At 62.4% G+C, this 17,776-nt stretch carries 30 protein-coding genes and 1 pseudogene; 1 reads left to right on the top strand and 30 read right to left on the bottom strand.

Going from position 1 to position 17,776, the window contains the following annotated elements:
• Positions 1 to 75: 75 nt before the first annotated feature.
• Positions 76 to 957 (top strand): subclass B3 metallo-beta-lactamase, encoded by an 882-nt coding sequence (gene bla, locus ACTHNE_RS05910; protein ID WP_440268751.1) that lies wholly within the window; start codon positions 76 to 78, stop codon positions 955 to 957.
• Positions 958 to 1,017: 60 nt separating this feature from the next.
• On the opposite strand, the gene ACTHNE_RS05905 is transcribed toward bla, so the two are convergent.
• From ACTHNE_RS05905 to tuf, 30 genes and pseudogenes are all read right to left on the bottom strand, one after another.
• Positions 1,018 to 2,382, bottom strand: coding sequence for a class II 3-deoxy-7-phosphoheptulonate synthase (locus ACTHNE_RS05905; RefSeq protein ID WP_324943497.1), 1,365 nt, complete (start codon positions 2,380 to 2,382; stop codon positions 1,018 to 1,020).
• Positions 2,379 to 2,891: a disulfide bond formation protein B gene (locus ACTHNE_RS05900; RefSeq protein WP_324943492.1), complete on the bottom strand. Its 513-nt coding sequence runs from the start codon at positions 2,889 to 2,891 to the stop codon at positions 2,379 to 2,381. Before ACTHNE_RS05900 ends, ACTHNE_RS05905 begins: the two co-directional genes overlap by 4 nt.
• 151 nt (positions 2,892 to 3,042) lie before the next feature.
• Positions 3,043 to 3,423 carry a 50S ribosomal protein L17 gene (gene rplQ, locus ACTHNE_RS05895; RefSeq protein WP_324943490.1) on the bottom strand — a complete coding sequence of 127 codons (381 nt, stop codon included), beginning with the start codon at positions 3,421 to 3,423 and terminating at the stop codon, positions 3,043 to 3,045.
• Between the two features lie 235 nt (positions 3,424 to 3,658).
• The gene (locus ACTHNE_RS05890; protein WP_324943487.1) at positions 3,659 to 4,657 is read right to left on the bottom strand and encodes a DNA-directed RNA polymerase subunit alpha; all 999 of its coding nucleotides are present in this window, start codon (positions 4,655 to 4,657) and stop codon (positions 3,659 to 3,661) included.
• Positions 4,658 to 4,673: 16 nt separating this feature from the next.
• On the bottom strand, positions 4,674 to 5,300 hold the full coding sequence (gene rpsD, locus ACTHNE_RS05885; RefSeq protein ID WP_324943483.1) for a 30S ribosomal protein S4: 627 nt from the start codon (positions 5,298 to 5,300) through the stop codon (positions 4,674 to 4,676).
• 12 nt (positions 5,301 to 5,312) lie between these two features.
• Positions 5,313 to 5,699 carry a 30S ribosomal protein S11 gene (rpsK, locus tag ACTHNE_RS05880; protein ID WP_115495826.1) on the bottom strand — a complete coding sequence of 129 codons (387 nt, stop codon included), beginning with the start codon at positions 5,697 to 5,699 and terminating at the stop codon, positions 5,313 to 5,315.
• Positions 5,700 to 5,711: 12 nt separating this feature from the next.
• Complete coding sequence (gene rpsM / locus ACTHNE_RS05875; RefSeq protein WP_284333564.1) at positions 5,712 to 6,068, bottom strand: 30S ribosomal protein S13; 357 nt, start codon at positions 6,066 to 6,068, stop codon at positions 5,712 to 5,714.
• A gap of 120 nt (positions 6,069 to 6,188) precedes the next feature.
• Positions 6,189 to 7,514, bottom strand: a complete 1,326-nt coding sequence (secY, locus tag ACTHNE_RS05870; protein WP_324943476.1) for a preprotein translocase subunit SecY — start codon at positions 7,512 to 7,514, stop codon at positions 6,189 to 6,191.
• Positions 7,515 to 7,517: 3 nt separating this feature from the next.
• A complete protein-coding gene (gene rplO, locus ACTHNE_RS05865; RefSeq protein ID WP_440268780.1) occupies positions 7,518 to 7,955 on the bottom strand; it encodes a 50S ribosomal protein L15 in 438 nt (145 codons plus the stop codon).
• Positions 7,955 to 8,143: a 50S ribosomal protein L30 gene (gene rpmD, locus ACTHNE_RS05860; protein WP_324943470.1), complete on the bottom strand. Its 189-nt coding sequence runs from the start codon at positions 8,141 to 8,143 to the stop codon at positions 7,955 to 7,957. The genes rplO and rpmD overlap by 1 nt, the downstream gene beginning before the upstream one ends.
• Positions 8,136 to 8,645: a 30S ribosomal protein S5 gene (gene rpsE / locus ACTHNE_RS05855; protein ID WP_324943467.1), complete on the bottom strand. Its 510-nt coding sequence runs from the start codon at positions 8,643 to 8,645 to the stop codon at positions 8,136 to 8,138. Before rpsE ends, rpmD begins: the two co-directional genes overlap by 8 nt.
• 76 nt (positions 8,646 to 8,721) lie before the next feature.
• Entirely contained in the window at positions 8,722 to 9,075 is a 354-nt protein-coding gene (gene rplR / locus ACTHNE_RS05850; protein ID WP_324943463.1) for a 50S ribosomal protein L18, read from the bottom strand.
• Positions 9,076 to 9,185: 110 nt separating this feature from the next.
• A complete protein-coding gene (gene rplF, locus ACTHNE_RS05845; protein ID WP_324943461.1) occupies positions 9,186 to 9,713 on the bottom strand; it encodes a 50S ribosomal protein L6 in 528 nt (175 codons plus the stop codon).
• 10 nt (positions 9,714 to 9,723) lie between these two features.
• Positions 9,724 to 10,119 carry a 30S ribosomal protein S8 gene (gene rpsH / locus ACTHNE_RS05840; protein WP_324943458.1) on the bottom strand — a complete coding sequence of 132 codons (396 nt, stop codon included), beginning with the start codon at positions 10,117 to 10,119 and terminating at the stop codon, positions 9,724 to 9,726.
• Positions 10,120 to 10,413: 294 nt separating this feature from the next.
• On the bottom strand, positions 10,414 to 10,719 hold the full coding sequence (rpsN, locus tag ACTHNE_RS05835) for a 30S ribosomal protein S14 (RefSeq protein WP_324943455.1): 306 nt from the start codon (positions 10,717 to 10,719) through the stop codon (positions 10,414 to 10,416).
• A 26-nt stretch (positions 10,720 to 10,745) separates the two neighbouring features.
• A complete protein-coding gene (gene rplE, locus ACTHNE_RS05830) occupies positions 10,746 to 11,285 on the bottom strand; it encodes a 50S ribosomal protein L5 (RefSeq protein WP_284333569.1) in 540 nt (179 codons plus the stop codon).
• A gap of 11 nt (positions 11,286 to 11,296) precedes the next feature.
• On the bottom strand, positions 11,297 to 11,611 hold the full coding sequence (gene rplX / locus ACTHNE_RS05825; RefSeq protein WP_324943448.1) for a 50S ribosomal protein L24: 315 nt from the start codon (positions 11,609 to 11,611) through the stop codon (positions 11,297 to 11,299).
• Positions 11,612 to 11,625: 14 nt separating this feature from the next.
• Positions 11,626 to 11,994, bottom strand: coding sequence for a 50S ribosomal protein L14 (gene rplN, locus ACTHNE_RS05820; RefSeq protein WP_115477106.1), 369 nt, complete (start codon positions 11,992 to 11,994; stop codon positions 11,626 to 11,628).
• 15 nt (positions 11,995 to 12,009) lie between these two features.
• Entirely contained in the window at positions 12,010 to 12,270 is a 261-nt protein-coding gene (gene rpsQ / locus ACTHNE_RS05815; protein ID WP_324943500.1) for a 30S ribosomal protein S17, read from the bottom strand.
• A gap of 12 nt (positions 12,271 to 12,282) precedes the next feature.
• Positions 12,283 to 12,468, bottom strand: a complete 186-nt coding sequence (gene rpmC / locus ACTHNE_RS05810) for a 50S ribosomal protein L29 (protein WP_109723395.1) — start codon at positions 12,466 to 12,468, stop codon at positions 12,283 to 12,285.
• On the bottom strand, positions 12,468 to 12,881 hold the full coding sequence (gene rplP, locus ACTHNE_RS05805; protein ID WP_440268750.1) for a 50S ribosomal protein L16: 414 nt from the start codon (positions 12,879 to 12,881) through the stop codon (positions 12,468 to 12,470). The genes rpmC and rplP overlap by 1 nt, the downstream gene beginning before the upstream one ends.
• A 12-nt stretch (positions 12,882 to 12,893) precedes the next feature.
• The gene (rpsC, locus tag ACTHNE_RS05800; RefSeq protein WP_440268749.1) at positions 12,894 to 13,658 is read right to left on the bottom strand and encodes a 30S ribosomal protein S3; all 765 of its coding nucleotides are present in this window, start codon (positions 13,656 to 13,658) and stop codon (positions 12,894 to 12,896) included.
• Positions 13,659 to 13,672: 14 nt separating this feature from the next.
• Positions 13,673 to 14,008, bottom strand: a complete 336-nt coding sequence (gene rplV, locus ACTHNE_RS05795; RefSeq protein WP_074547432.1) for a 50S ribosomal protein L22 — start codon at positions 14,006 to 14,008, stop codon at positions 13,673 to 13,675.
• Positions 14,008 to 14,280: a 30S ribosomal protein S19 gene (rpsS, locus tag ACTHNE_RS05790; protein WP_188792860.1), complete on the bottom strand. Its 273-nt coding sequence runs from the start codon at positions 14,278 to 14,280 to the stop codon at positions 14,008 to 14,010. The genes rplV and rpsS overlap by 1 nt, the downstream gene beginning before the upstream one ends.
• Before the next feature lie 12 nt (positions 14,281 to 14,292).
• Positions 14,293 to 15,114, bottom strand: coding sequence for a 50S ribosomal protein L2 (gene rplB / locus ACTHNE_RS05785; protein ID WP_440268748.1), 822 nt, complete (start codon positions 15,112 to 15,114; stop codon positions 14,293 to 14,295).
• A 17-nt stretch (positions 15,115 to 15,131) separates the two neighbouring features.
• The gene (rplW, locus tag ACTHNE_RS05780; RefSeq protein ID WP_440268747.1) at positions 15,132 to 15,425 is read right to left on the bottom strand and encodes a 50S ribosomal protein L23; all 294 of its coding nucleotides are present in this window, start codon (positions 15,423 to 15,425) and stop codon (positions 15,132 to 15,134) included.
• A complete protein-coding gene (gene rplD / locus ACTHNE_RS05775; RefSeq protein WP_440268746.1) occupies positions 15,422 to 16,024 on the bottom strand; it encodes a 50S ribosomal protein L4 in 603 nt (200 codons plus the stop codon). The genes rplW and rplD overlap by 4 nt, the downstream gene beginning before the upstream one ends.
• Positions 16,025 to 16,035: 11 nt before the next feature.
• Entirely contained in the window at positions 16,036 to 16,677 is a 642-nt protein-coding gene (rplC, locus tag ACTHNE_RS05770) for a 50S ribosomal protein L3 (RefSeq protein WP_440268745.1), read from the bottom strand.
• A gap of 20 nt (positions 16,678 to 16,697) precedes the next feature.
• A complete protein-coding gene (gene rpsJ, locus ACTHNE_RS05765; RefSeq protein ID WP_014402136.1) occupies positions 16,698 to 17,009 on the bottom strand; it encodes a 30S ribosomal protein S10 in 312 nt (103 codons plus the stop codon).
• A 391-nt stretch (positions 17,010 to 17,400) separates the two neighbouring features.
• A pseudogene (gene tuf, locus ACTHNE_RS05760) lies at positions 17,401 to 17,776 on the bottom strand (elongation factor Tu); the annotation flags it as partial.

The raw sequence follows: 17,776 nt of genomic DNA, 5'->3' as shown, positions 1-17,776 counted from the left end.
CGGGCTGGCCGAAAGCTGCTCGGCCTGGCCCGTTCCTTCGAATAAGGTGCCACCTCCTTTCAGCGTGGAGGTTCCATGAAACCCTGGCCTGCTTTATGTGCCACGTTGCTGGCCTGTGCGACGACGCATGCCAATGCCGTCGATGCGGATATGCGCGCGACCTGGACCCAGCCGCAAAAGCCGTTTCGCATCTACGGCAACACCTACTACGTCGGCTCGCATGGTCTTAGCGCCATCCTGATCACCTCACCCGAAGGTCACGTGTTGATCGACGGCACCTTGCCGGAAAACGCGCCGATGATCGAATCGAACATCCGCGCGCTGGGTTTTCGCGTGCAGGACATCAAGCTGATTCTCAACACCCACGCGCATGGCGATCACGCCGGGGCCATCGCCGCGCTGGCGCGCGATAGCGGTGCGCAGGTCGCCGCAAGCGCGGCTTCGGCCAAGGCGCTGAAACTCGGCGGCGACGATCCGGACGATCCGCAGCACGGCATGGCGCCGTTCTATCCCAAGGTTGCGAAGGTTCGCGTACTGGTCGATGGGCAGACTGTGCACGTCGGCCAGCTGGCGTTGCAGATGCACGCCATGCCCGGGCACACGCCCGGGAGTAGCGGTTGGACCTGGCGTTCCTGCGAGGAGCAGCACTGCCTGCCGATGGTGTATGCCGACAGCCTTTCACTGCTCAGTACCGATGACTATCGCTACACCGATCCGGCCCATCCGGAACGCCTGGCGGGTTATCGGCATGCACTGGCGATGTTGGCAGCGCTGCCTTGCGACATCCTGCTGACGCCGCATCCGCAGCACGGCTTTTTCGACAAGGCCGCACGCATCGCGCCGGGCAAGCCCAATCCCTTGATCGATGCGCAGGCCTGCAAGGCTTACGCGGCCGACGGACAGCAGAATCTGGAAGCGCGGCTGCGCAAGGAAGCCGGCATACGAAAAGCCTCGTAGGCTGGGATGACAATCCCAGCCATGCAAATAAAGCTGGGATTGTCATCCCAGCCTACGTGATCAGCTCACGCGCCCGGATTTGCGCACGATCAACATCGCCAGTTCCAGCGACTGCTCGTAGTTCAGCCGCGGATCGACCATCGACTTGTAGGCGCGTTGCAGGTCGGCTTCGTTCAGATCGCGCGCGCCGCCCATGCATTCGGTGACATCTTCGCCGGTCAATTCCAGATGCACGCCACCCAAGCGCGTGCCGACGGCCGCGTGGATATCGAACGCGTGGTCCAGCTCGCTGCGGATATTGTCGAAGCGGCGCGTCTTGTAGCCGTTGGAGGTGCTTTCGGTGTTGCCGTGCATCGGATCGGCCACCCATAGCACACGGCGGCCTTCGCGCTTCACCGCCTCGAGCAATGCGGGAAGCTTGGCGGCGATCTGTGCGTGACCCATGCGATGGATCAGTGTGAGGCGACCCGGCTCGTCTTCGGGATTGAGCACGTCGATCAGCGGCAGCAATTGCTCCGGTGTTACCGACGGCCCCACCTTCACCGCGATGGGATTGCGGATGCCGCGGAAATATTCCGCGTGCGCACCGTCCAGCGCGGCCGTGCGCATGCCGATCCACGGGAAATGGGTGGAGAGATTGAACCAGCCGTGATGGCGCGGCACCTGGCGCGTCAATGCCTGCTCGTAATGCAGCAGCAGCGCTTCGTGCGAGGTGAAGAAATCCACGCGCGTGAAACCGGCGATCGGCCCGGCCAGGGTTTCCATGAAACGCAGCGAATCGCCGATGCCCGCGACCATGCGGCGGTACTCGGCCGCCAACGGCGAATGCTCCACCCAGGCCAGATCCCAGTATTCGGGGTGATGCAGATCGGCGAAGCCACCGTCGATCAATGCGCGCACGAAGTTCATGGTGAGCGCGGAATGCGCATGCGCGCGGATCAGGCGCTGCGGATCGGGGCGGCGCGCTGCGGGGGTGAATTCGGGGCCGTTGATGACGTCGCCGCGGAAACTGGGCAGCGTAACGCCGTCGCGCGTTTCGGTATCGGCCGAGCGCGGCTTGGCGTACTGGCCGGCGAACCGCCCGACGCGCAACACCGGCTTTTTGAGCCCGTGCACCAGCACCAGGCTCATCTGCAGCAGCACCTTCAGGCGATTGGAGATGATCGGGCTGGTGCAATCGGCAAAGCTTTCCGCGCAATCGCCACCTTGCAGCAGAAAGCGCTTGCCCTCCTGCGCTTCGGCCAGCGCCTGCTTCAGCGCCAGCACTTCCCAGGAGGTGACCAGCGGCGGAAGTTGCGACAGTTCGCCGATCGCCTGATTGAGCTCGGTCGCGTCTTCATATTGCGGCTGCTGCAAGGCGACGCGTTGCTGCCAGGACGTCGGGGTCCAGTTGAGTGATTCGATGGAGCGTGCGGTCTGGCTCATGGACGCAACCTCGGCGTCGCGCGCTGCACCGTCGCGCGGAGCGCCAATATGGATAGAAGGACGAACCACAACAACGCCCACAGCGGGATGGGCAGGCCGAGAATCGGCTGGATCTTGGCGCATTCGCCGGAGCCGGTGAACACCATCTTCAGGACTTTTGCCAGCGGGAAGGCGTCGAACATATAGGCCAGGTTGGGGCCGCATGCGGGCACCTGATCCGGCGGCAGCGACATGATCCACAGATGGCGCCCCGCCACCGCGATGCCGAACACGGCTCCCAGCAGCACCAGCCCCGTGTAGAACCAGCGACCGCCGGCGCGCGGTCCGTGGATCGCGCCCAGCAGAAAGAACACGGCCATGACCATGAAGCCGATGCGCTGGAAGATGCACAGCGGGCACGGCTCCAGGCCCCACTGGTATTCGGCGTACAGCGCGAAACCGAGCAGGCCCACGCAGACCAGAAAACCAACGAGAAAGCTGACGCGATAGGACCAGCGAAGGGGATTCATGGTGGGGCGATCGAGGGACGGGATGCTGACATTACCCGCTCCCCGCGACGCTGTCAGCAGGCGCTTTCCTTAAATTCCAAAAGCAACGAGCCCCAGCCGGTCACCCGGCCAGGGCTCGCATTTGGACGTCCAAACTAGTTTGGAACGAAGCTTACTCGGCCGCCGCTTCGGCGCGCGGACGATCCACCAGTTCGACGTACGCCATCGGCGCGTTGTCGCCGGGGCGGAAGCCGCACTTGAGGATGCGCAGGTAGCCGCCGGGACGCTCGCGGTAACGCGGGCCGATTTCCACGAACAGCTTGCCCACGGCCTGCTTGTCGCGCAGACGCGCAAAGGCGAGACGGCGATTGGCCACGCTGTCGCTCTTGGCGAGCGTGATCAGCGGCTCGGCAACGCGGCGCAGTTCCTTCGCCTTCGGCAGCGTGGTGCGGATCAGCTCGTGCTTGATCAGCGACGACGCCATGTTCTTGAACATCGCTTCGCGATGGCTGCTGGTACGGTTGAGCTTACGCCCGGATTTCATGTGACGCATGATGAGACTCTCTTTGTCTGTTGTTATGAAAAACCGGTCCTTATGGCCGGCTTCCCGCGGGTTTCCCGCTTTTTATGGCCCTATAAACCGGGCTTTAAAACTCCATCGAAGCAAGCGCTCTTGTGAGGAGTGCGGCCATGGATGGCCGCTTTTGAACTTTCCAAAACACCGAAACGGTCACCACAACGCAACCGTTTCGGTAGCCGCGATCAAGGACGATCGCACAGATAAACCATCAACCCAGCTGCATGCCGTGCGACAAGCCCGGCGGCGGCCAGTTTTCCAGCTTCATGCCCAGGGCGAGGCCACGCACGCCAAGGACGTCCTTGATTTCGGTGAGCGATTTCTTGCCGAGGTTCGGCGTCTTCAAGAGCTCCACCTCGGTCTTCTGCACCAGGTCGCCGATGTAGTAGATGCTCTCGGCCTTCAGGCAGTTCGCCGAACGCACGGTGAGCTCCAGATCGTCGATCGGGCGCAGCAGCAGCGGATCAAAACCGCCCTTCTCCGCCTTGTCCGTGGCGCTCTCGCGGCGCGAGAAATCGCCAAACACCGACAGCTGGTCGTTGAGGATTTCAGCGGCCTTGCGCACCGCATCTTCCGCACCGATGGTGCCGTTGGTCTCGATGTCGAGGATCAGCTTGTCGAGGTTGGTACGCTGCTCAACGCGAGCCGCGTCAACTTCGTAAGCCACGCGCAACACCGGCGCAAACGAGGCATCCAGCTGCAGGCGGCCGATCGGACGCGCTTCGTCGTCCGGATGCTGGCGCGCGCTGGCCGGCTGGTAGCCGACGCCGCGACGCACCTTCAGGCGCATGTTGAGCGTGATGTCCTTGGTGAGATGGCAGATCACGTGTTCGGGATTGATGATCTCCACCGAATGGTCGACGGCGATGTCGCCGGCCGTGACCACGCCTTTGCCCTTCTTGGACAAAGTCAGGGTGACTTCGTCACCCGTGTGCTGACGAATCGCCACTTCCTTGAGGTTGAGCAGGACTTCGATGACGTCCTCCTGCAGACCTTCCAGGGTGGTGTACTCGTGCAGCACGCCATCCATTTCAACCTCGACGATGGCGCTGCCAGGGATCGAGGAGAGCAGCACGCGACGAAGCGCGTTGCCCAGGGTGTGGCCGAAGCCGCGTTCAAGCGGCTCCACCACCACCTTGGCGCGATTCGGTCCGAGCTGTTCAACGCTGAGGCCGCGAGGCCGCAGCACGCTAGTTGACGAAACTGCCATGCAGGGCTCCGGTTGATTACTTCGAGTAAAGCTCGACGATCAGCGCTTCATTGATGTCGGTCGGCAGATCCGCGCGATCTGGAACCGACTTGAAGGTGCCGGCGAACTTCTTGGCGTCGACTTCGACCCACTGCGGGCGCAGGTCCATCGTGTCGAACACGGTGGCGGCTTCTTGCACGCGCAGCTGATTGCGCGCACGCTCGGTCAGCGCGATCTCGTCGCCCGGGCGAACCTGGTAGGACGGGATGTTGACCTTCTTGCCGTTTACCAGCACCGCCTTGTGCGACACCAGCTGACGGGCCTGCGAACGGGTCACCGCAAAACCCATGCGATAGACGACGTTGTCCAGACGGCTTTCCAGCAGGCGTAGCAGGTTCTCACCGGTGTTGCCCTTGAGGGTCGACGCCTTGGTGTAGTAGTTGCTGAACTGACGCTCGAGCACACCGTAGATGCGCTTGACCTTCTGCTTTTCGCGCAGCTGGACAGCGTAGTCGGACATGCGCATGCGCTTGTTGGCGCCGTGCTGGCCGGGTTTGTTCTCCAGCTTGCATTTGGAATCGATCGCGCGCGCCGGGCTCTTCAGGCTCAGATCCGAACCTTCGCGGCGCGCGAGTTTGCAGGTAGCTCCACGATAACGTGCCATGGTTGCGCTCCTTTACACGCGACGCTTTTTGGGGGGACGGCAGCCGTTATGCGGAATCGGCGTTACGTCAATGATGTTGAGAACCTTGTAGCCGAGGGCGTTCAGCGAACGCACCGCCGACTCGCGGCCCGGGCCCGGGCCCTTGATCCGCACTTCCACCGTCTTCACGCCGTATTCGCCAGCGGCACGACCGGCCTTTTCGGCGGCGACCTGGGCAGCGAACGGAGTGGACTTGCGCGAACCGCGGAAGCCCGCGCCACCGGCGGTCGCCCACGAGAGGGCGTTGCCCTGGCGATCGGTGATGGTGACGATGGTGTTGTTGAAGGAGGCCTGCACGTGGGCCACCGCATCGGTGACGACGCGCTTGACTTTCTTCTTGGTCTTAACCGGCTTTGCCATGACTTATTCCAATTATTTCTTGATCGCGCGACGCGGGCCCTTGCGGGTGCGCGCATTGGTACGCGTGCGCTGGCCGCGCACCGGCAGGCCGCGGCGATGGCGCAGGCCGCGGTAGCACCCCAGATCCATCAGGCGCTTGATGGCGATGCCGACTTCACGGCGCAGGTCGCCTTCCACGACGTACTTGGCGATTTCGTGGCGGATCTTCTCCACCTCGCCTTCGCTGAGCGACTTGATCTGTACGTTCGGGTTCACACCCGCGTCCACGCAGACCTTCTTGGCCCGGCTGCGACCGATCCCGTAGATGCTCTGCAGGCCAACCCAGACGTGTTTCTGGACCGGCAAATTGACACCCGCAATGCGCGCCATGATGTACTTTCTCCGATGCTTTCAGCGCGGTAAACGCGCAATTCTAACCTTAATCAAACTGTCAGGAAAGTCCCGCGGCACCTGGGCACCGCTTACCTTCCACCGGGACCTGCCTGCGCCTCAGCCGCGGCGCAGGTTGGCCTTCTTGAGCAAACCTTCGTACTGGTGACTGACCAGGTGTGCCTGCACCTGAGCCGTGAAATCCATCACCACCACCACCACGATCAGCAGCGAGGTACCGCCGAAGTAGAACGGAACATGCCAGGCGTTCTGCATGAACGTAGGGACCAGACAGACCAGCACCAGGTAGAGGGCGCCGACACCAGTCAGGCGGGTCATAACCGAATCGATGTAGTCAGCCGTCGAACGACCCGGGCGGATACCCGGAATCAGCGCGCCGGACCGCTTGAGGTTGTCCGCCGTGTCCTGCGAGTTGAAGACGATCGCCGTATAGAAGAAGGCGAACGTGATCACCAGGACCGCGTAGACGATGTCGTACAGCGGCTCGCCAGGGGTGAGCACCTGCACCACGTTCTGCAACCAGCGCGACTGGTGGCTGGCATTGCCCCAGGTGGCCGCCATCGCCGGGAACATCAGGATACTGTTCGCGAAGATGGGCGGAATCACGCCGGACATGTTAATCTTCAGCGGCAGGTGCGAGGTCTGGTTCATGTACGACCGTTGCCCACCCGAACGCCGCGCGTAATTCACGGTGATGCGCCGCTGCGCACGCTCCATGAACACCACGAACGCCGTCACCGCCAGTACCAGCGCGACAACCATCACCAGCTTGATCGTACTCAGCTCTCCGTTGCCGGACATCGACAGGGTGTGCGCCACCGCGCCCGGCAAACCGGCCACGATGCCGGCGAAGATCAGCAGCGAAATGCCGTTGCCGATGCCTCGCTCGGTCATCTGTTCACCCAGCCACATCAGGAACAGCGAACCCGCCGTCAGACCGACCACTGAGGACAGGATGAAACCGAATCCCGGCATGTAGACCACCGGCACGCCGCCTGCGGTCTGCTGCTTCATCAGCGCCACGGCAATGCCGAACGCCTGGAAGGCCGACAGGCCGACCGTGCCGATGCGGGTATACATCGTCAGCTGGCGCTGCCCCGATTGTCCTTCCTTGCGCAACGCCTGCAGGCTGGGGATCACCGAACCCATCATCTGCACCACGATCGATGCGGAGATGTACGGCACCACGCCTAGCGCAAATACCGAGAAACGTCCCAGCGAACCACCCGAGAACATGTTGAACATGTCCAGGATGCCGCCGCTCTGGCCGATCAAGTTGGCCATCGCATCCGGATTCACGCCCGGCACCGGGATGAACGAGCCGAGGCGGTACACGATCAGCGCACCGATCACGAAGAAGATGCGCTGACGCAGCTCGGTCAATTTACCGAGCGATCCGACCGATGTGCCCTTGGCTGCGGCCACGCGTTACTCCACGCTGCCGCCGGCAGCTTCGATGGCGGCCTTGGCGCCGGCCGTAGCCAGCAGACCGGACAGCTTCACCGCACGGCCGATCTCGCCCTTGGCGACGACCTTGACCTTCTTGGCGCGACTGTCGATCAGGCCAGCCTGATGCAGCACGACAGCGTCGATCACGTCAGCCTTGAGGTTGGCGAGCTGGTACAGGAACACCTGCTGGCTCTCGGCCTTCTTCAGCGAACGGAAGCCGACCTTCGGCAGGCGACGCTGCAGCGGCATCTGGCCGCCTTCGAAACCCAGGCGATGGCTGCGACCGGTACGGGCATGCTGACCCTTGTGGCCGCGACCGGCGGTCTTGCCCAGGCCCGAGCCGATACCACGACCGACGCGCAGGCGCGTCTTGCGCGAACCGGCTGCCGGCTTGATGTCATTCAGACGCATGATGATTACTCCTCGACCCGCACCAGGTAGTAGACCGTGTTGATCAGGCCGCGCACCTGCGGGCTGTCCTTCAGTTCACGGACGTCGTTGGTCTTGTTCAGGCCCAGCGCCTTCACGCTCAAGCGGTGGCGGGCCTGTACGCCGCGCAGACCCTTGACCAGGCGGACGCGGATGGTTTTTTCGTTGTTAGCCATTGCCCAGCACCTCATCCACGGTCTTGCCACGTTTGGCAGCGATCTGCTTCGGCGAGGCAACGGCCTGCAGGCCCTTGATGGTGGCGCGCACCAGGTTGATCGGGTTGCGCGAACCGACCGCCTTGGCCAGCACGTTCTTCACACCGACCACTTCCAGCACCGCGCGCATCGCACCGCCGGCGATCACCCCGGTACCTTCGGAGGCTGGCTGCATGTACACGCGCGCCGCACCGTGATTGGCTTTGATGGCGTACCACAAGGTGCCGTTGTTCAGATCGATGCTCACCATATTGCGGCGGGCACGGTCCATGGCCTTGGAGATGGCCACCGGCACTTCGCGCGCCTTGCCATAGCCGAAGCCGACCTTGCCCTCGCCATCGCCGACCACGGTCAGCGCGGTGAAGCTCATCTGGCGGCCGCCCTTGACGGTCTTGGCCACGCGGTTGACGGCGATCAGCTTCTCGAGCAGGCCGTCTGAGTTTTCGCGATCAGTAGAAGACATTTATCTTTTCCGTATGCCCGGACCATCCGGGACTTTTGCTTGCGGCTGTGCCGCTTGGAGTTGTTGTGGGTACTACTTAGAACTTCAGGCCAGCTTCGCGGGCGGCATCGGCAAGCGCCTTGATGCGACCGTGATAACGGAAGCCGGAGCGATCGAACGCCACCGCTTCGATACCGGCAGCCTTGGCGCGCTCGGCCACCGCCTTGCCCACCGCCGCGGCGGCTTCGAGGTTCTTGGTGCCCTTGAGGCCTTCGGCCACGGACTTCTGCACGGTGGAAGCGGCAGCCACCACGTTCACGCCCGCAGCATCGAACACCTGCGCGTAAAGATGCTGACCGGTGCGATGCACCGACAGGCGCGGCACGCCGAGTTTGCGGATGTGAGCGCGCGTGGACTTGGCGCGGCGCAGACGGGCTTCATTCTTGTTCATCGTAAATCTCCAGGAAACGGATCGGCTAGATCGAGGTCAGTTATCGGCTCTTTGTGAAGAGTGCGGCCATGGATGGCCGCTTCCACACGCAGGGACTGCGTACTAACCCCTTACGCCTTCTTGGCTTCCTTCAGGGTGATCTTCTCGCCGGCATAGCGCACGCCCTTGCCCTTGTAGGGTTCCGGCGGACGGTAACCGCGAATCTTGGCGGCAACCTCGCCCACCAGCTGCTTGTCCGAACCCTTGATCAGGATTTCGGTCTGCGTCGGGGTTTCGAGGGTGATGCCTTCCGGTGCGTTGAACACGACCGGGTGGGAGAAACCGAGGCTCAGGTTGAGCGCCTTGCCGGCCATCGAAGCGCGGTAACCCACGCCGACCAGCTCCAGCTTGCGCTCATAACCTTCGGAAACACCCTTGACCATGTTGGCCAGCAGTGCGCGAACGGTGCCGCCGAACTTGTCTTCGGCGCCTTCGGCGACCTGGACGTTGACCACGCCGTTGTCGATGGACACCGAAGCGCCCGGCAACGTATGGACCGACAAAGTGCCCTTCGGGCCCTTCACGGCAATGCTGTCCTCGGCGATCTTGAGCTCGACGCCCTTGGGCAGATTGATGGGTTTCTTGGCTACACGAGACATCGGGAACTCCTTAGGCGACCAGGCCGATGACTTCGCCACCCACGCCCTTGGCGCGAGCCTGCGCGTCGGTCAGCAGACCGGCGGACGTCGAAATGATCGAAATACCCAGGCCACCGAGCACCTTCGGCAGTTCGTCCTTGCCGCGGTACACGCGCAGGCCCGAACGACTGACGCGCTCGATGCGCTCGATCGCCGGGCGGCCTTCGAAATACTTGAGCTTGATCTCGAGCACCGGCTTGCCCTCCGTGCTGGAGGCCTTGGCGTCGAGGATGTAGCCCTCGTTCTTGAGAAGGTTGGCAAGCGCCACCTTCAGCTTCGACGACGGCACGCTGACAGCCTGCTTGCCCGTAGCTTGGGCGTTGCGGATGCGCGTAAACAGATCGGCGATGGGATCAGTCATGCTCATGAAAACTTCCTTCAGAGTGCACCGATATCCGATAAAACCGGAAATCAATTCAGATTGTGAGCCGACAAAGCGGTCGGCCTGCGGCGTGCAGACCGTCGATCATATCAGCTTTTCCAGCTTTTGCGAATATCGCTGCGACAAAGTCGTAAAAACCGCTTTCCCACGGAAAGAGGTCGGCTTGCCGAAACAACGCAGGCGGTGGCATCACTGCAGCGCGCCCGGCGGAACAACATCTGGCGGGACACTAGTCCTCGCCTTGAGCACCCCGTCCCGGAAGAAGAGGTGCCTACGGAATTACCAGCTGGCCTTGCGCAGACCCGGAACATCGCCGCGCATGGTCGCTTCGCGCAGCTTGTTGCGGCCGAGGCCGAACTTACGGTACACGCCACGCGGACGGCCCGACAGTTCACAACGGTTGCGCAGACGGCTGGCGCTGGAATCGCGCGGCAGCTTCTGCAGCTTGGCCTGGGCGTCCATCTTTTCCTCGTAGGAGGACTTCGGATTCACCACGATAGCCTTCAGCTCAGCGCGCTTGGTGGCGTGCTTCTTGATGAGTTTGGACCGCTTGATGTCGCGGTTAACCATCGATGTTTTTGCCATGATTATTTCTCTTTGGCGATCGCGTCTTAATTACGGAAGGGGAAGCTGAAGGCTTCCAGCAGCGCCTTCGCTTCTTCGTCGGTCTTGGCGGTGGTGGTGATGGAGATATCCATACCGCGCATGGCGTCGATCGCGTCGAAGTCGATTTCCGGGAAGATGATCTGTTCCTTGATGCCGAAGTTATAGTTGCCACGGCCATCGAAGGCGCGGCCCGAGACGCCGCGGAAGTCGCGGACGCGGGGCAGCGAAATGTTGATCAGACGATCCAGGAATTCCCACATGGTGGCGCGACGCAGCGTGACCTTGCAGCCGATCGGCCAGCCATCGCGGATCTTGAACGAGGCCACGGAGACGCGCGCCTTGGTCGTGATCGGCTTCTGGCCGGCGATCTTGGCCATATCGGCCACGGCGTTCTCGAGCACTTTCTTGTTGCCCGCAGCTTCGCCCACGCCCATGTTCAGCGTGATCTTGGTGATGCGGGGAACCTGCATCACGTTCTGGTATCCGAAGCGCTCGGTGAGCTTCTGGATGACCTGTTCTTTGTAAAAGGTTTCAAGGCGCGTCATGTTCGTGTTCCTCACGCGTCCACGACCTCGCCGGACGAACGGTACACGCGGACCTTGCGCCCATCAGCGAGCGTCTTGGCACCAACGCGTTCACCCTTGTTCGTGGCGGGGTTGAACAGCATCACATTGGAAATATGGATCGAGGCCTCACGCTCCACGATACCGCCGGCCTGGCCGGCCTGCGGATTGGGCTTGGTGTGGCGCTTGATCAGATTGACGTTGGAGACGAACACGCGATCGCCTTCAACACGCAGCACGTCGCCGCGCTGACCTTTGTTCTTGCCTGCGATCACGATGATCTGATCGCCTTTGCGGATACGGTTCATGGTTCTTCTCCGCCTCAGAGCACTTCGGGTGCGAGCGAGACGATCTTCATGAACTTCTCGCCGCGCAGCTCACGAGTCACGGGCCCGAAGATACGGGTGCCGATCGGCTCGAGCTTGTTGTTGAGGAGCACGGCCGCGTTACCGTCGAAACGGATCAGCGAACCATCGGCGCGGCGCACGCCCTTGGCGGTACGCACCACCACGGCGTTGTAGACCTCGCCCTTCTTCACCTTGCCACGCGGGATGGCATCCTTCACGGTGACCTTGATGACGTCACCGATCGCGGCGTAACGGCGCTTGGAGCCGCCGAGCACCTTGATGCACATCAGTTCCTTGGCGCCGCTGTTGTCCGCAGCGGAAAGCGTGCTTTGCATCTGGATCATGGCTGCACCCTCCCCTTAGCCTTCGGCGCGCGTGACGATTTCGACCACGCGGTGATGTTTGGTCTTGGAAAGCGGACGGCATTCCGCGATGCGCACCACGTCGCCCTCGTTCGCGCCCAGGTCGTTCTGCGCGTGGAGCTTGGTGGAACGGCGCACGATCTTGCCCAGCAGCGGATGCTGCACCTGGCGCTCGATCAGTACGGTGACCGTCTTTTCCATCTTGTTGCTGATGACGCGGCCCTCAAGGGTGCGCGCCTGCTTGGTGTTGTCGCTCATGTCGGCCGCCTCTTACTTCTTGCCGCCGAGCACGAACTTCGTGCGGGCGATATCGCGCCGGACACGGCGCAGTTGGTGCGGCTGGCTGAGCTGGCCGGTGCCCTTCTGCATGCGCAGGTTGAACTGCTCCTTGCGCAGGTCCAGCAGGTGCTGTTTCAGCTCTTCGGCCGACTTGGTTGTTAGGTCTTTGATGGCCATCACATCACCGCTCTGGTCACAAACTGGGTCTGCACCGACAACTTGGCAGCGGCCAGGCGGAACGCCTCGCGTGCTGTCGTCTCGTCGACACCCTCGATTTCATAAAGCATGCGGCCCGGCTGGATCGGAGCGACCCAGAATTCCACGCCACCCTTACCGGCGCCCATGCGGACCTCGATCGGCTTCTTGGTGATCGGCTTGTCCGGGAACACGCGGATCCACAGCTTGCCGCCGCGCTTCACGAAACGCGTGATGCAACGACGAGCCGCTTCGATCTGGCGCGCGGTCAACTGGCCATGCGTGGTGGCCTTGAGGCCGTACTCGCCAAAGCTGACGAGGTTGGCGCTGAATGCCAGGCCGTCATTGCGGCCCTTGAACTGCTTACGGTATTTGGTTCGCTTGGGTTGCAACATGGCAACTCTCCCTTACTTCGCCGACCGTTCGCGGCGGCCTTCGCCACCGTCACGATCGCGACGCCCTTCACGACGACCCTCACCACCCTCGCGTTCACGACGCGGCTGGGCGGACTGCTCTTCCTTCGGCTCTTGGCCGACCTGGGACAGGTCGAAGATTTCGCCCTTGTAGATCCAGACCTTGATGCCAATGATGCCGTAGGTGGTCTTCGCCTCGGCGGTGCCGTAGTCGATGTCCGCACGCAGGGTGTGCAGCGGCACGCGACCTTCGCGGCTCCACTCGGAGCGGGCGATCTCGGCGCCGTTCAGACGGCCGGACACGTTGATCTTGATGCCCAGCGCGCCCAGGCGCATCGCATTGCCCACGGCGCGCTTCATGGCGCGACGGAACATGATGCGGCGTTCGAGCTGCTGCGCGATCGACTCGGCCACCAGCTGCGCATCGATCTCGGGCTTGCGCACTTCGTTGACGTTGATGTGCGCCGGAACGCCCATCAGGTCGCTGACTTCCTTGCGCAGCTTTTCGATGTCCTCGCCCTTCTTGCCGATCACCACGCCCGGACGGGCGGTGTGGATCGTCACGCGAGCGGTCTTGGCCGGGCGCTCGATCTGGATCTTCGAGATGCCGGCGGCGGCGAGCTTCTTGCGCAGCATCTCGCGGACCTTGAGGTCGGCAGCGAGATACTTGGCGTAATCGCCCTTGTTTGCGTACCACTTCGAGTTCCAGTCCTTGGCAATGCCGAGGCGGATACCGGTGGGATGAACTTTATGACCCATCGTCTTTCGTCCTCTTAGTTGCCAACGACCACGGTGATGTGGCTGGTGCGCTTAAGGATGCGCGAACCGCGACCCTTGGCGCGGGCATACATGCGCTTCATCGCCGGACCTTCGTCCACGAAGATGCGCGAGACCTTCAGCTCGTCGACATCGGCGCCGAGGTTGTTCTCGGCGTTGGCGACGGCCGACAGCAGCACCTTGCGGACAATGTGCGCGGCCTTCTTGTTGGTGAATTGGAGCACGTCGCTGGCACGGCCCACGGGCATTCCGCGGACCAGGTCAGCTACCAGGCGTGCCTTCTGCGCTGAAATGCGAGCGCTGCGCAGGATCGCTTTGGCTTCGGTGCTCATCACTTGCCCTTCTTATCGCCGCCATGGCCCTTGAAGGTGCGGGTGACCGCGAACTCGCCGAGCTTGTGCCCGACCATGTTCTCGTTCACCAGTACCGGTACGTGCTGGCGACCGTTGTGGATGGCGATGGTCAATCCCACCATTTCCGGCAGGATCATGGAACGACGCGACCAGGTCTTGATCGGACGCTTGGAGTTGGTGGAAACCGCGGTTTCCACTTTCTTGATGAGGTGAAGGTCGACGAAAGGACCTTTCTTCAAAGAACGCGGCATGACGGTTTCCTATTACTTGCGACGACGCACGATGAACTGCTGCGTGCGCTTGTTGTTACGAGTCTTGTAGCCCTTGGTCGGCAGGCCCCACGGGCTGACCGGATGACGGCCGCCTGAGGTACGGCCTTCACCACCGCCGTGCGGATGGTCGACCGGGTTCATGACCACGCCGCGGACGGTCGGGCGGATGCCCTTCCAACGCGTGGCGCCGGCCTTGCCCAGCTTGCGCAGGCTGTGCTCGGCATTGCCGACTTCGCCGATGGTGGCGCGGCAATCGACCGGCACCTTGCGCATTTCGCCGGAGCGAAGACGCAGCGTGGCATAGCCCGATTCACGTGCGATCAGCTGCACCGAGGCGCCGGCCGAACGCGCGATCTGCGCACCCTTGCCAGGCTTCATTTCCACGCAATGCACGGTCGAACCGACCGGGATATTGCGCAGCGGCAGGCTGTTGCCGACCTTGATCGGGGCGTCGTGGCCGGAGACCACGCGGTCACCCACCGACACGCCAGCCGGCGCAATGATGTAGCGGCGCTCGCCGTCGGCGTAGCACAGCAGCGCGATGTGCGCGGTGCGGTTCGGATCGTATTCCAGGCGCTCGACCTTGGCGGCGATGCCTTCCTTGTCGCGCTTGAAGTCGATGATGCGGTAGGCCTGCTTGTGACCGCCGCCACGATGACGCGTGGTGATGCGACCGAAATGGTTGCGGCCACCCGTCTTGGACTGACTTTCGGTCAGCGGCGCGTATGGCGCGCCTTTGTGCAGCCCCTCGGTACGGACGCTGACGGCGTCACGACGACCCGGCGAGGTTGGCTTGTGATTGATTAGTGCCATCTGTCAGAACTCCTGGCTCAGGCCTTGGCCGACACGTCGATCGTCTGGCCTTCGGCAAGGCGAACGTACGCCTTGCGCTTGCCCTGACGGCTGCCCGCGCGGAAACGGAAGGACTTGACCTTGCCCTTTGCATTGACGAGGTTCACCTGCTCGACCTTGACGTCGAACATCTTCTCGACCGCTGCGCGGACGTCAGCCTTGGTTGCTTCGGGAGCAACCACGAATACGTACTGGTTGTTTTCGGCCAGACGGGCCGCTTTCTCGGAGATATGCGGCGCGCGCAGCGTATTCAGAATGCGTTCGTTGCTCATGCCAGCCACTCCTCGACCTTCTTGACCGCTTCGACGGTCATCACGACATAGTCGGAACCGACCAGGCTGACCGGGTTCAGCGCCAGCACATCCACCACATGCAGATAGGGGATGTTGCGCGAAGCCAGGTACAGCGCCTCGCTCGTGTCTTCCGACACCAGCAGCACGCGGCCGGACACTTCGAGCTCGGCCAGCTTGGCGATCATCGCCTTGGTCTTCGGGGCGTCGATGCCGAAGCCCTCGACCACCTTCAGACGACCCTGGCGGTTCAGCTCCGAAAGGATGGAGCGGATCGCCACGCGATAGGCCTTGCGGTTGACCTTCTGCTCATAGCTGCGGGGCTTGGCCGCGAACGTCACACCGCCGCCAACGAAGATCGGGGCGCGATAGTCGCCGTGACGGGCGCCGCCGCCCTTCTGCTTCTTGAACTTCTTGGTGGTACCGGACACGTCGCTGCGCGAAAGCTGCGACTGCGTGCCGGCGCGACCACCCGCCTGGTAGGCCACCACGACCTGGTGGACCAGGGCTTGCTTGAACTCGCCGCCGAACACGTCGTCCGACACGGTCACAGGCTTGGCGCCAATAACATTCAGTTCCATGCCGTCTCTCCTCAACCCTTGGTGGTCGGGCGGATGATGACGTCGCCGCCGGTAGCACCCGGCACGGCACCCTTCACCGCGATCAGATGACGCTCGGCGTCGACCTTGACCACTTCCAGACCCTGTACGGTGCGATTGACCGCACCCATGTGGCCGGACATCTTCTTGCCCGGAAACACGCGACCTGGCGTCTGACGCTGACCGATCGAACCCGGCGCACGATGCGACAGCGAGTTACCGTGGGTTGCGTCACCCATGGTGAAACCATGGCGCTTGATCGTGCCTTGGAAGCCTTTACCCTTGCTCACGCCGGCCACGTCGACCGTCTGGCCGACCTGAAATACTTCCTCCGCCTTGATCTCGGCGCCGACGGCATACTTGCCGGCGTCGGCCGAATTCAGGCGGAATTCCCACAGACCGCGACCCGGCTCGACCTTCGCCTTGGCGTAGTGGCCCTTTTCCGGGTTGGTCAGCAGGCTGGCGCGCTTGGCGCCTGCGGTGACCTGCACCGCGCTGTAACCATCGTTATCTTCCGTCTTCACCTGGGTCACGCGGTTCGGCGTCGCTTCAATCAGCGTCACCGGAATCGAGCGGCCATCTTCGGTGAAGAGTCGGCTCATGCCGCATTTGCGGCCAACCAGTCCGATACTCATGTTCGTATCCTGTCTATCGCTCAACCAAGCTTGATCTGAACGTCAACGCCCGCGGCGAGATCGAGCTTCATGAGCGCGTCCACGGTTTTGTCGTTGGGATCGACGATGTCCAGCACGCGCTTGTGGGTGCGGGTTTCGTACTGATCGCGAGCGTCTTTGTCGACGTGCGGCGACACCAGAATGGTGTAGCGCTCAATCTTGGTCGGGAGCGGAATCGGACCGAGAACCGTAGCGCCGGTGCGCTTGGCCGTCTCGACGATTTCGCTGGCCGAGCGGTCGATCAGACGATGATCGAACGCCTTGAGCCGAATGCGAATCTTTTGGTTCGCCATAACCGTGTCCTGTTATCTAAAGAACGACTTTGTGAATCGAAGTGGCTTCTCACCACCTCGCACAACCCTTAACTGCACTGCAGATCCTGCAGAAAGCCCCTGTGCATCTGTGTACCCAGAAGACTTCAAAACGCCGGGCAGGCCGTTTTGCGGCCTGCCCAGACAGATAGCGTGTGCGGAAACCTTGTGATGACGGAGAACTAAGCTCTGCCCCGGGGATCCCGCAACGTCCTTGTTAGCGAACTCGAAGCACTTCCTGCGCCTCATTTCGCGGTAGGTCGCCGGACAAATCCGGCAACGAGAACTTGGCGACTATAGCCTGTTTACGGCCGTGTGACAAGCCTCTTAAGGAAAATCGCCTGCGCGAGGCAGGCGATTTCCGTTCATCCACTTACTTGGTGATCTTGGCGACGACGCCGGCGCCCACCGTACGGCCACCTTCGCGGATCGCGAAGCGCAGGCCTTCGGTCATCGCGATCGGGGCAATCAGCGTCACCGAGATCTTTACGTTGTCACCCGGCATCACCATCTCCGTACCTTCCGGCAGCTTGATCGCGCCGGTCACGTCCGTCGTACGGAAGTAGAACTGCGGGCGATAGTTGCTGAAGAACGGGGTATGACGACCACCCTCTTCCTTCGACAGCACGTAGATCTCGCCCTCGAACTCCGTGTGCGGCGTGATCGAACCGGGCTTGGCCAGCACCTGGCCGCGCTCCACGTCTTCACGCTTGGTGCCGCGCAGCAGCAGGCCCACGTTGTCGCCCGCC

This window comes from Dyella sp. (assembly GCF_051954575.1).
GTDB lineage: Bacteria > Pseudomonadota > Gammaproteobacteria > Xanthomonadales > Rhodanobacteraceae > Dyella_B.
The sequence above is the reverse complement of the archived record's forward strand: the minus strand, read 5'-3'. Positions and strand labels throughout refer to the sequence as shown.

Excerpts from the sequence above, each read along its gene's own strand:
- bla (WP_440268751.1), top strand. The coding sequence starts at position 76 with ATGAAACCCTGGCCTGCTTTATGTGCCACGTTGCTGGCCTGTGCGACG.
- ACTHNE_RS05905 (WP_324943497.1), bottom strand. The coding sequence starts at position 2,382 with ATGAGCCAGACCGCACGCTCCATCGAATCACTCAACTGGACCCCGACG.
- ACTHNE_RS05900 (WP_324943492.1), bottom strand. The coding sequence starts at position 2,891 with ATGAATCCCCTTCGCTGGTCCTATCGCGTCAGCTTTCTCGTTGGTTTT.
- rplQ (WP_324943490.1), bottom strand. The coding sequence starts at position 3,423 with ATGCGTCACATGAAATCCGGGCGTAAGCTCAACCGTACCAGCAGCCAT.
- ACTHNE_RS05890 (WP_324943487.1), bottom strand. The coding sequence starts at position 4,657 with ATGGCAGTTTCGTCAACTAGCGTGCTGCGGCCTCGCGGCCTCAGCGTT.
- rpsD (WP_324943483.1), bottom strand. The coding sequence starts at position 5,300 with ATGGCACGTTATCGTGGAGCTACCTGCAAACTCGCGCGCCGCGAAGGT.
- rpsK (WP_115495826.1), bottom strand. The coding sequence starts at position 5,699 with ATGGCAAAGCCGGTTAAGACCAAGAAGAAAGTCAAGCGCGTCGTCACC.
- rpsM (WP_284333564.1), bottom strand. The coding sequence starts at position 6,068 with ATGGCGCGCATTGCGGGTGTCAATTTGCCGGTCCAGAAACACGTCTGG.
- rpmD (WP_324943470.1), bottom strand. The coding sequence starts at position 8,143 with ATGGCTAACAACGAAAAAACCATCCGCGTCCGCCTGGTCAAGGGTCTG.
- rpsE (WP_324943467.1), bottom strand. The coding sequence starts at position 8,645 with ATGTCTTCTACTGATCGCGAAAACTCAGACGGCCTGCTCGAGAAGCTG.
- rplR (WP_324943463.1), bottom strand. The coding sequence starts at position 9,075 with ATGAACAAGAATGAAGCCCGTCTGCGCCGCGCCAAGTCCACGCGCGCT.
- rplF (WP_324943461.1), bottom strand. The coding sequence starts at position 9,713 with ATGTCTCGTGTAGCCAAGAAACCCATCAATCTGCCCAAGGGCGTCGAG.
- rpsH (WP_324943458.1), bottom strand. The coding sequence starts at position 10,119 with ATGAGCATGACTGATCCCATCGCCGATCTGTTTACGCGCATCCGCAAC.
- rpsN (WP_324943455.1), bottom strand. The coding sequence starts at position 10,719 with ATGGCAAAAACATCGATGGTTAACCGCGACATCAAGCGGTCCAAACTC.
- rplE (WP_284333569.1), bottom strand. The coding sequence starts at position 11,285 with ATGACGCGCCTTGAAACCTTTTACAAAGAACAGGTCATCCAGAAGCTC.
- rplX (WP_324943448.1), bottom strand. The coding sequence starts at position 11,611 with ATGAACCGTATCCGCAAAGGCGATCAGATCATCGTGATCGCAGGCAAG.
- rplN (WP_115477106.1), bottom strand. The coding sequence starts at position 11,994 with ATGATCCAGATGCAAAGCACGCTTTCCGCTGCGGACAACAGCGGCGCC.
- rpsQ (WP_324943500.1), bottom strand. The coding sequence starts at position 12,270 with ATGAGCGACAACACCAAGCAGGCGCGCACCCTTGAGGGCCGCGTCATC.
- rpmC (WP_109723395.1), bottom strand. The coding sequence starts at position 12,468 with ATGGCCATCAAAGACCTAACAACCAAGTCGGCCGAAGAGCTGAAACAG.
- rplP (WP_440268750.1), bottom strand. The coding sequence starts at position 12,881 with ATGTTGCAACCCAAGCGAACCAAATACCGTAAGCAGTTCAAGGGCCGC.
- rpsC (WP_440268749.1), bottom strand. The coding sequence starts at position 13,658 with ATGGGTCATAAAGTTCATCCCACCGGTATCCGCCTCGGCATTGCCAAG.
- rplV (WP_074547432.1), bottom strand. The coding sequence starts at position 14,008 with ATGAGCACCGAAGCCAAAGCGATCCTGCGCAGCGCTCGCATTTCAGCG.
- rpsS (WP_188792860.1), bottom strand. The coding sequence starts at position 14,280 with ATGCCGCGTTCTTTGAAGAAAGGTCCTTTCGTCGACCTTCACCTCATC.
- rplB (WP_440268748.1), bottom strand. The coding sequence starts at position 15,114 with ATGGCACTAATCAATCACAAGCCAACCTCGCCGGGTCGTCGTGACGCC.
- rplW (WP_440268747.1), bottom strand. The coding sequence starts at position 15,425 with ATGAGCAACGAACGCATTCTGAATACGCTGCGCGCGCCGCATATCTCC.
- rplD (WP_440268746.1), bottom strand. The coding sequence starts at position 16,024 with ATGGAACTGAATGTTATTGGCGCCAAGCCTGTGACCGTGTCGGACGAC.
- rplC (WP_440268745.1), bottom strand. The coding sequence starts at position 16,677 with ATGAGTATCGGACTGGTTGGCCGCAAATGCGGCATGAGCCGACTCTTC.
- rpsJ (WP_014402136.1), bottom strand. The coding sequence starts at position 17,009 with ATGGCGAACCAAAAGATTCGCATTCGGCTCAAGGCGTTCGATCATCGT.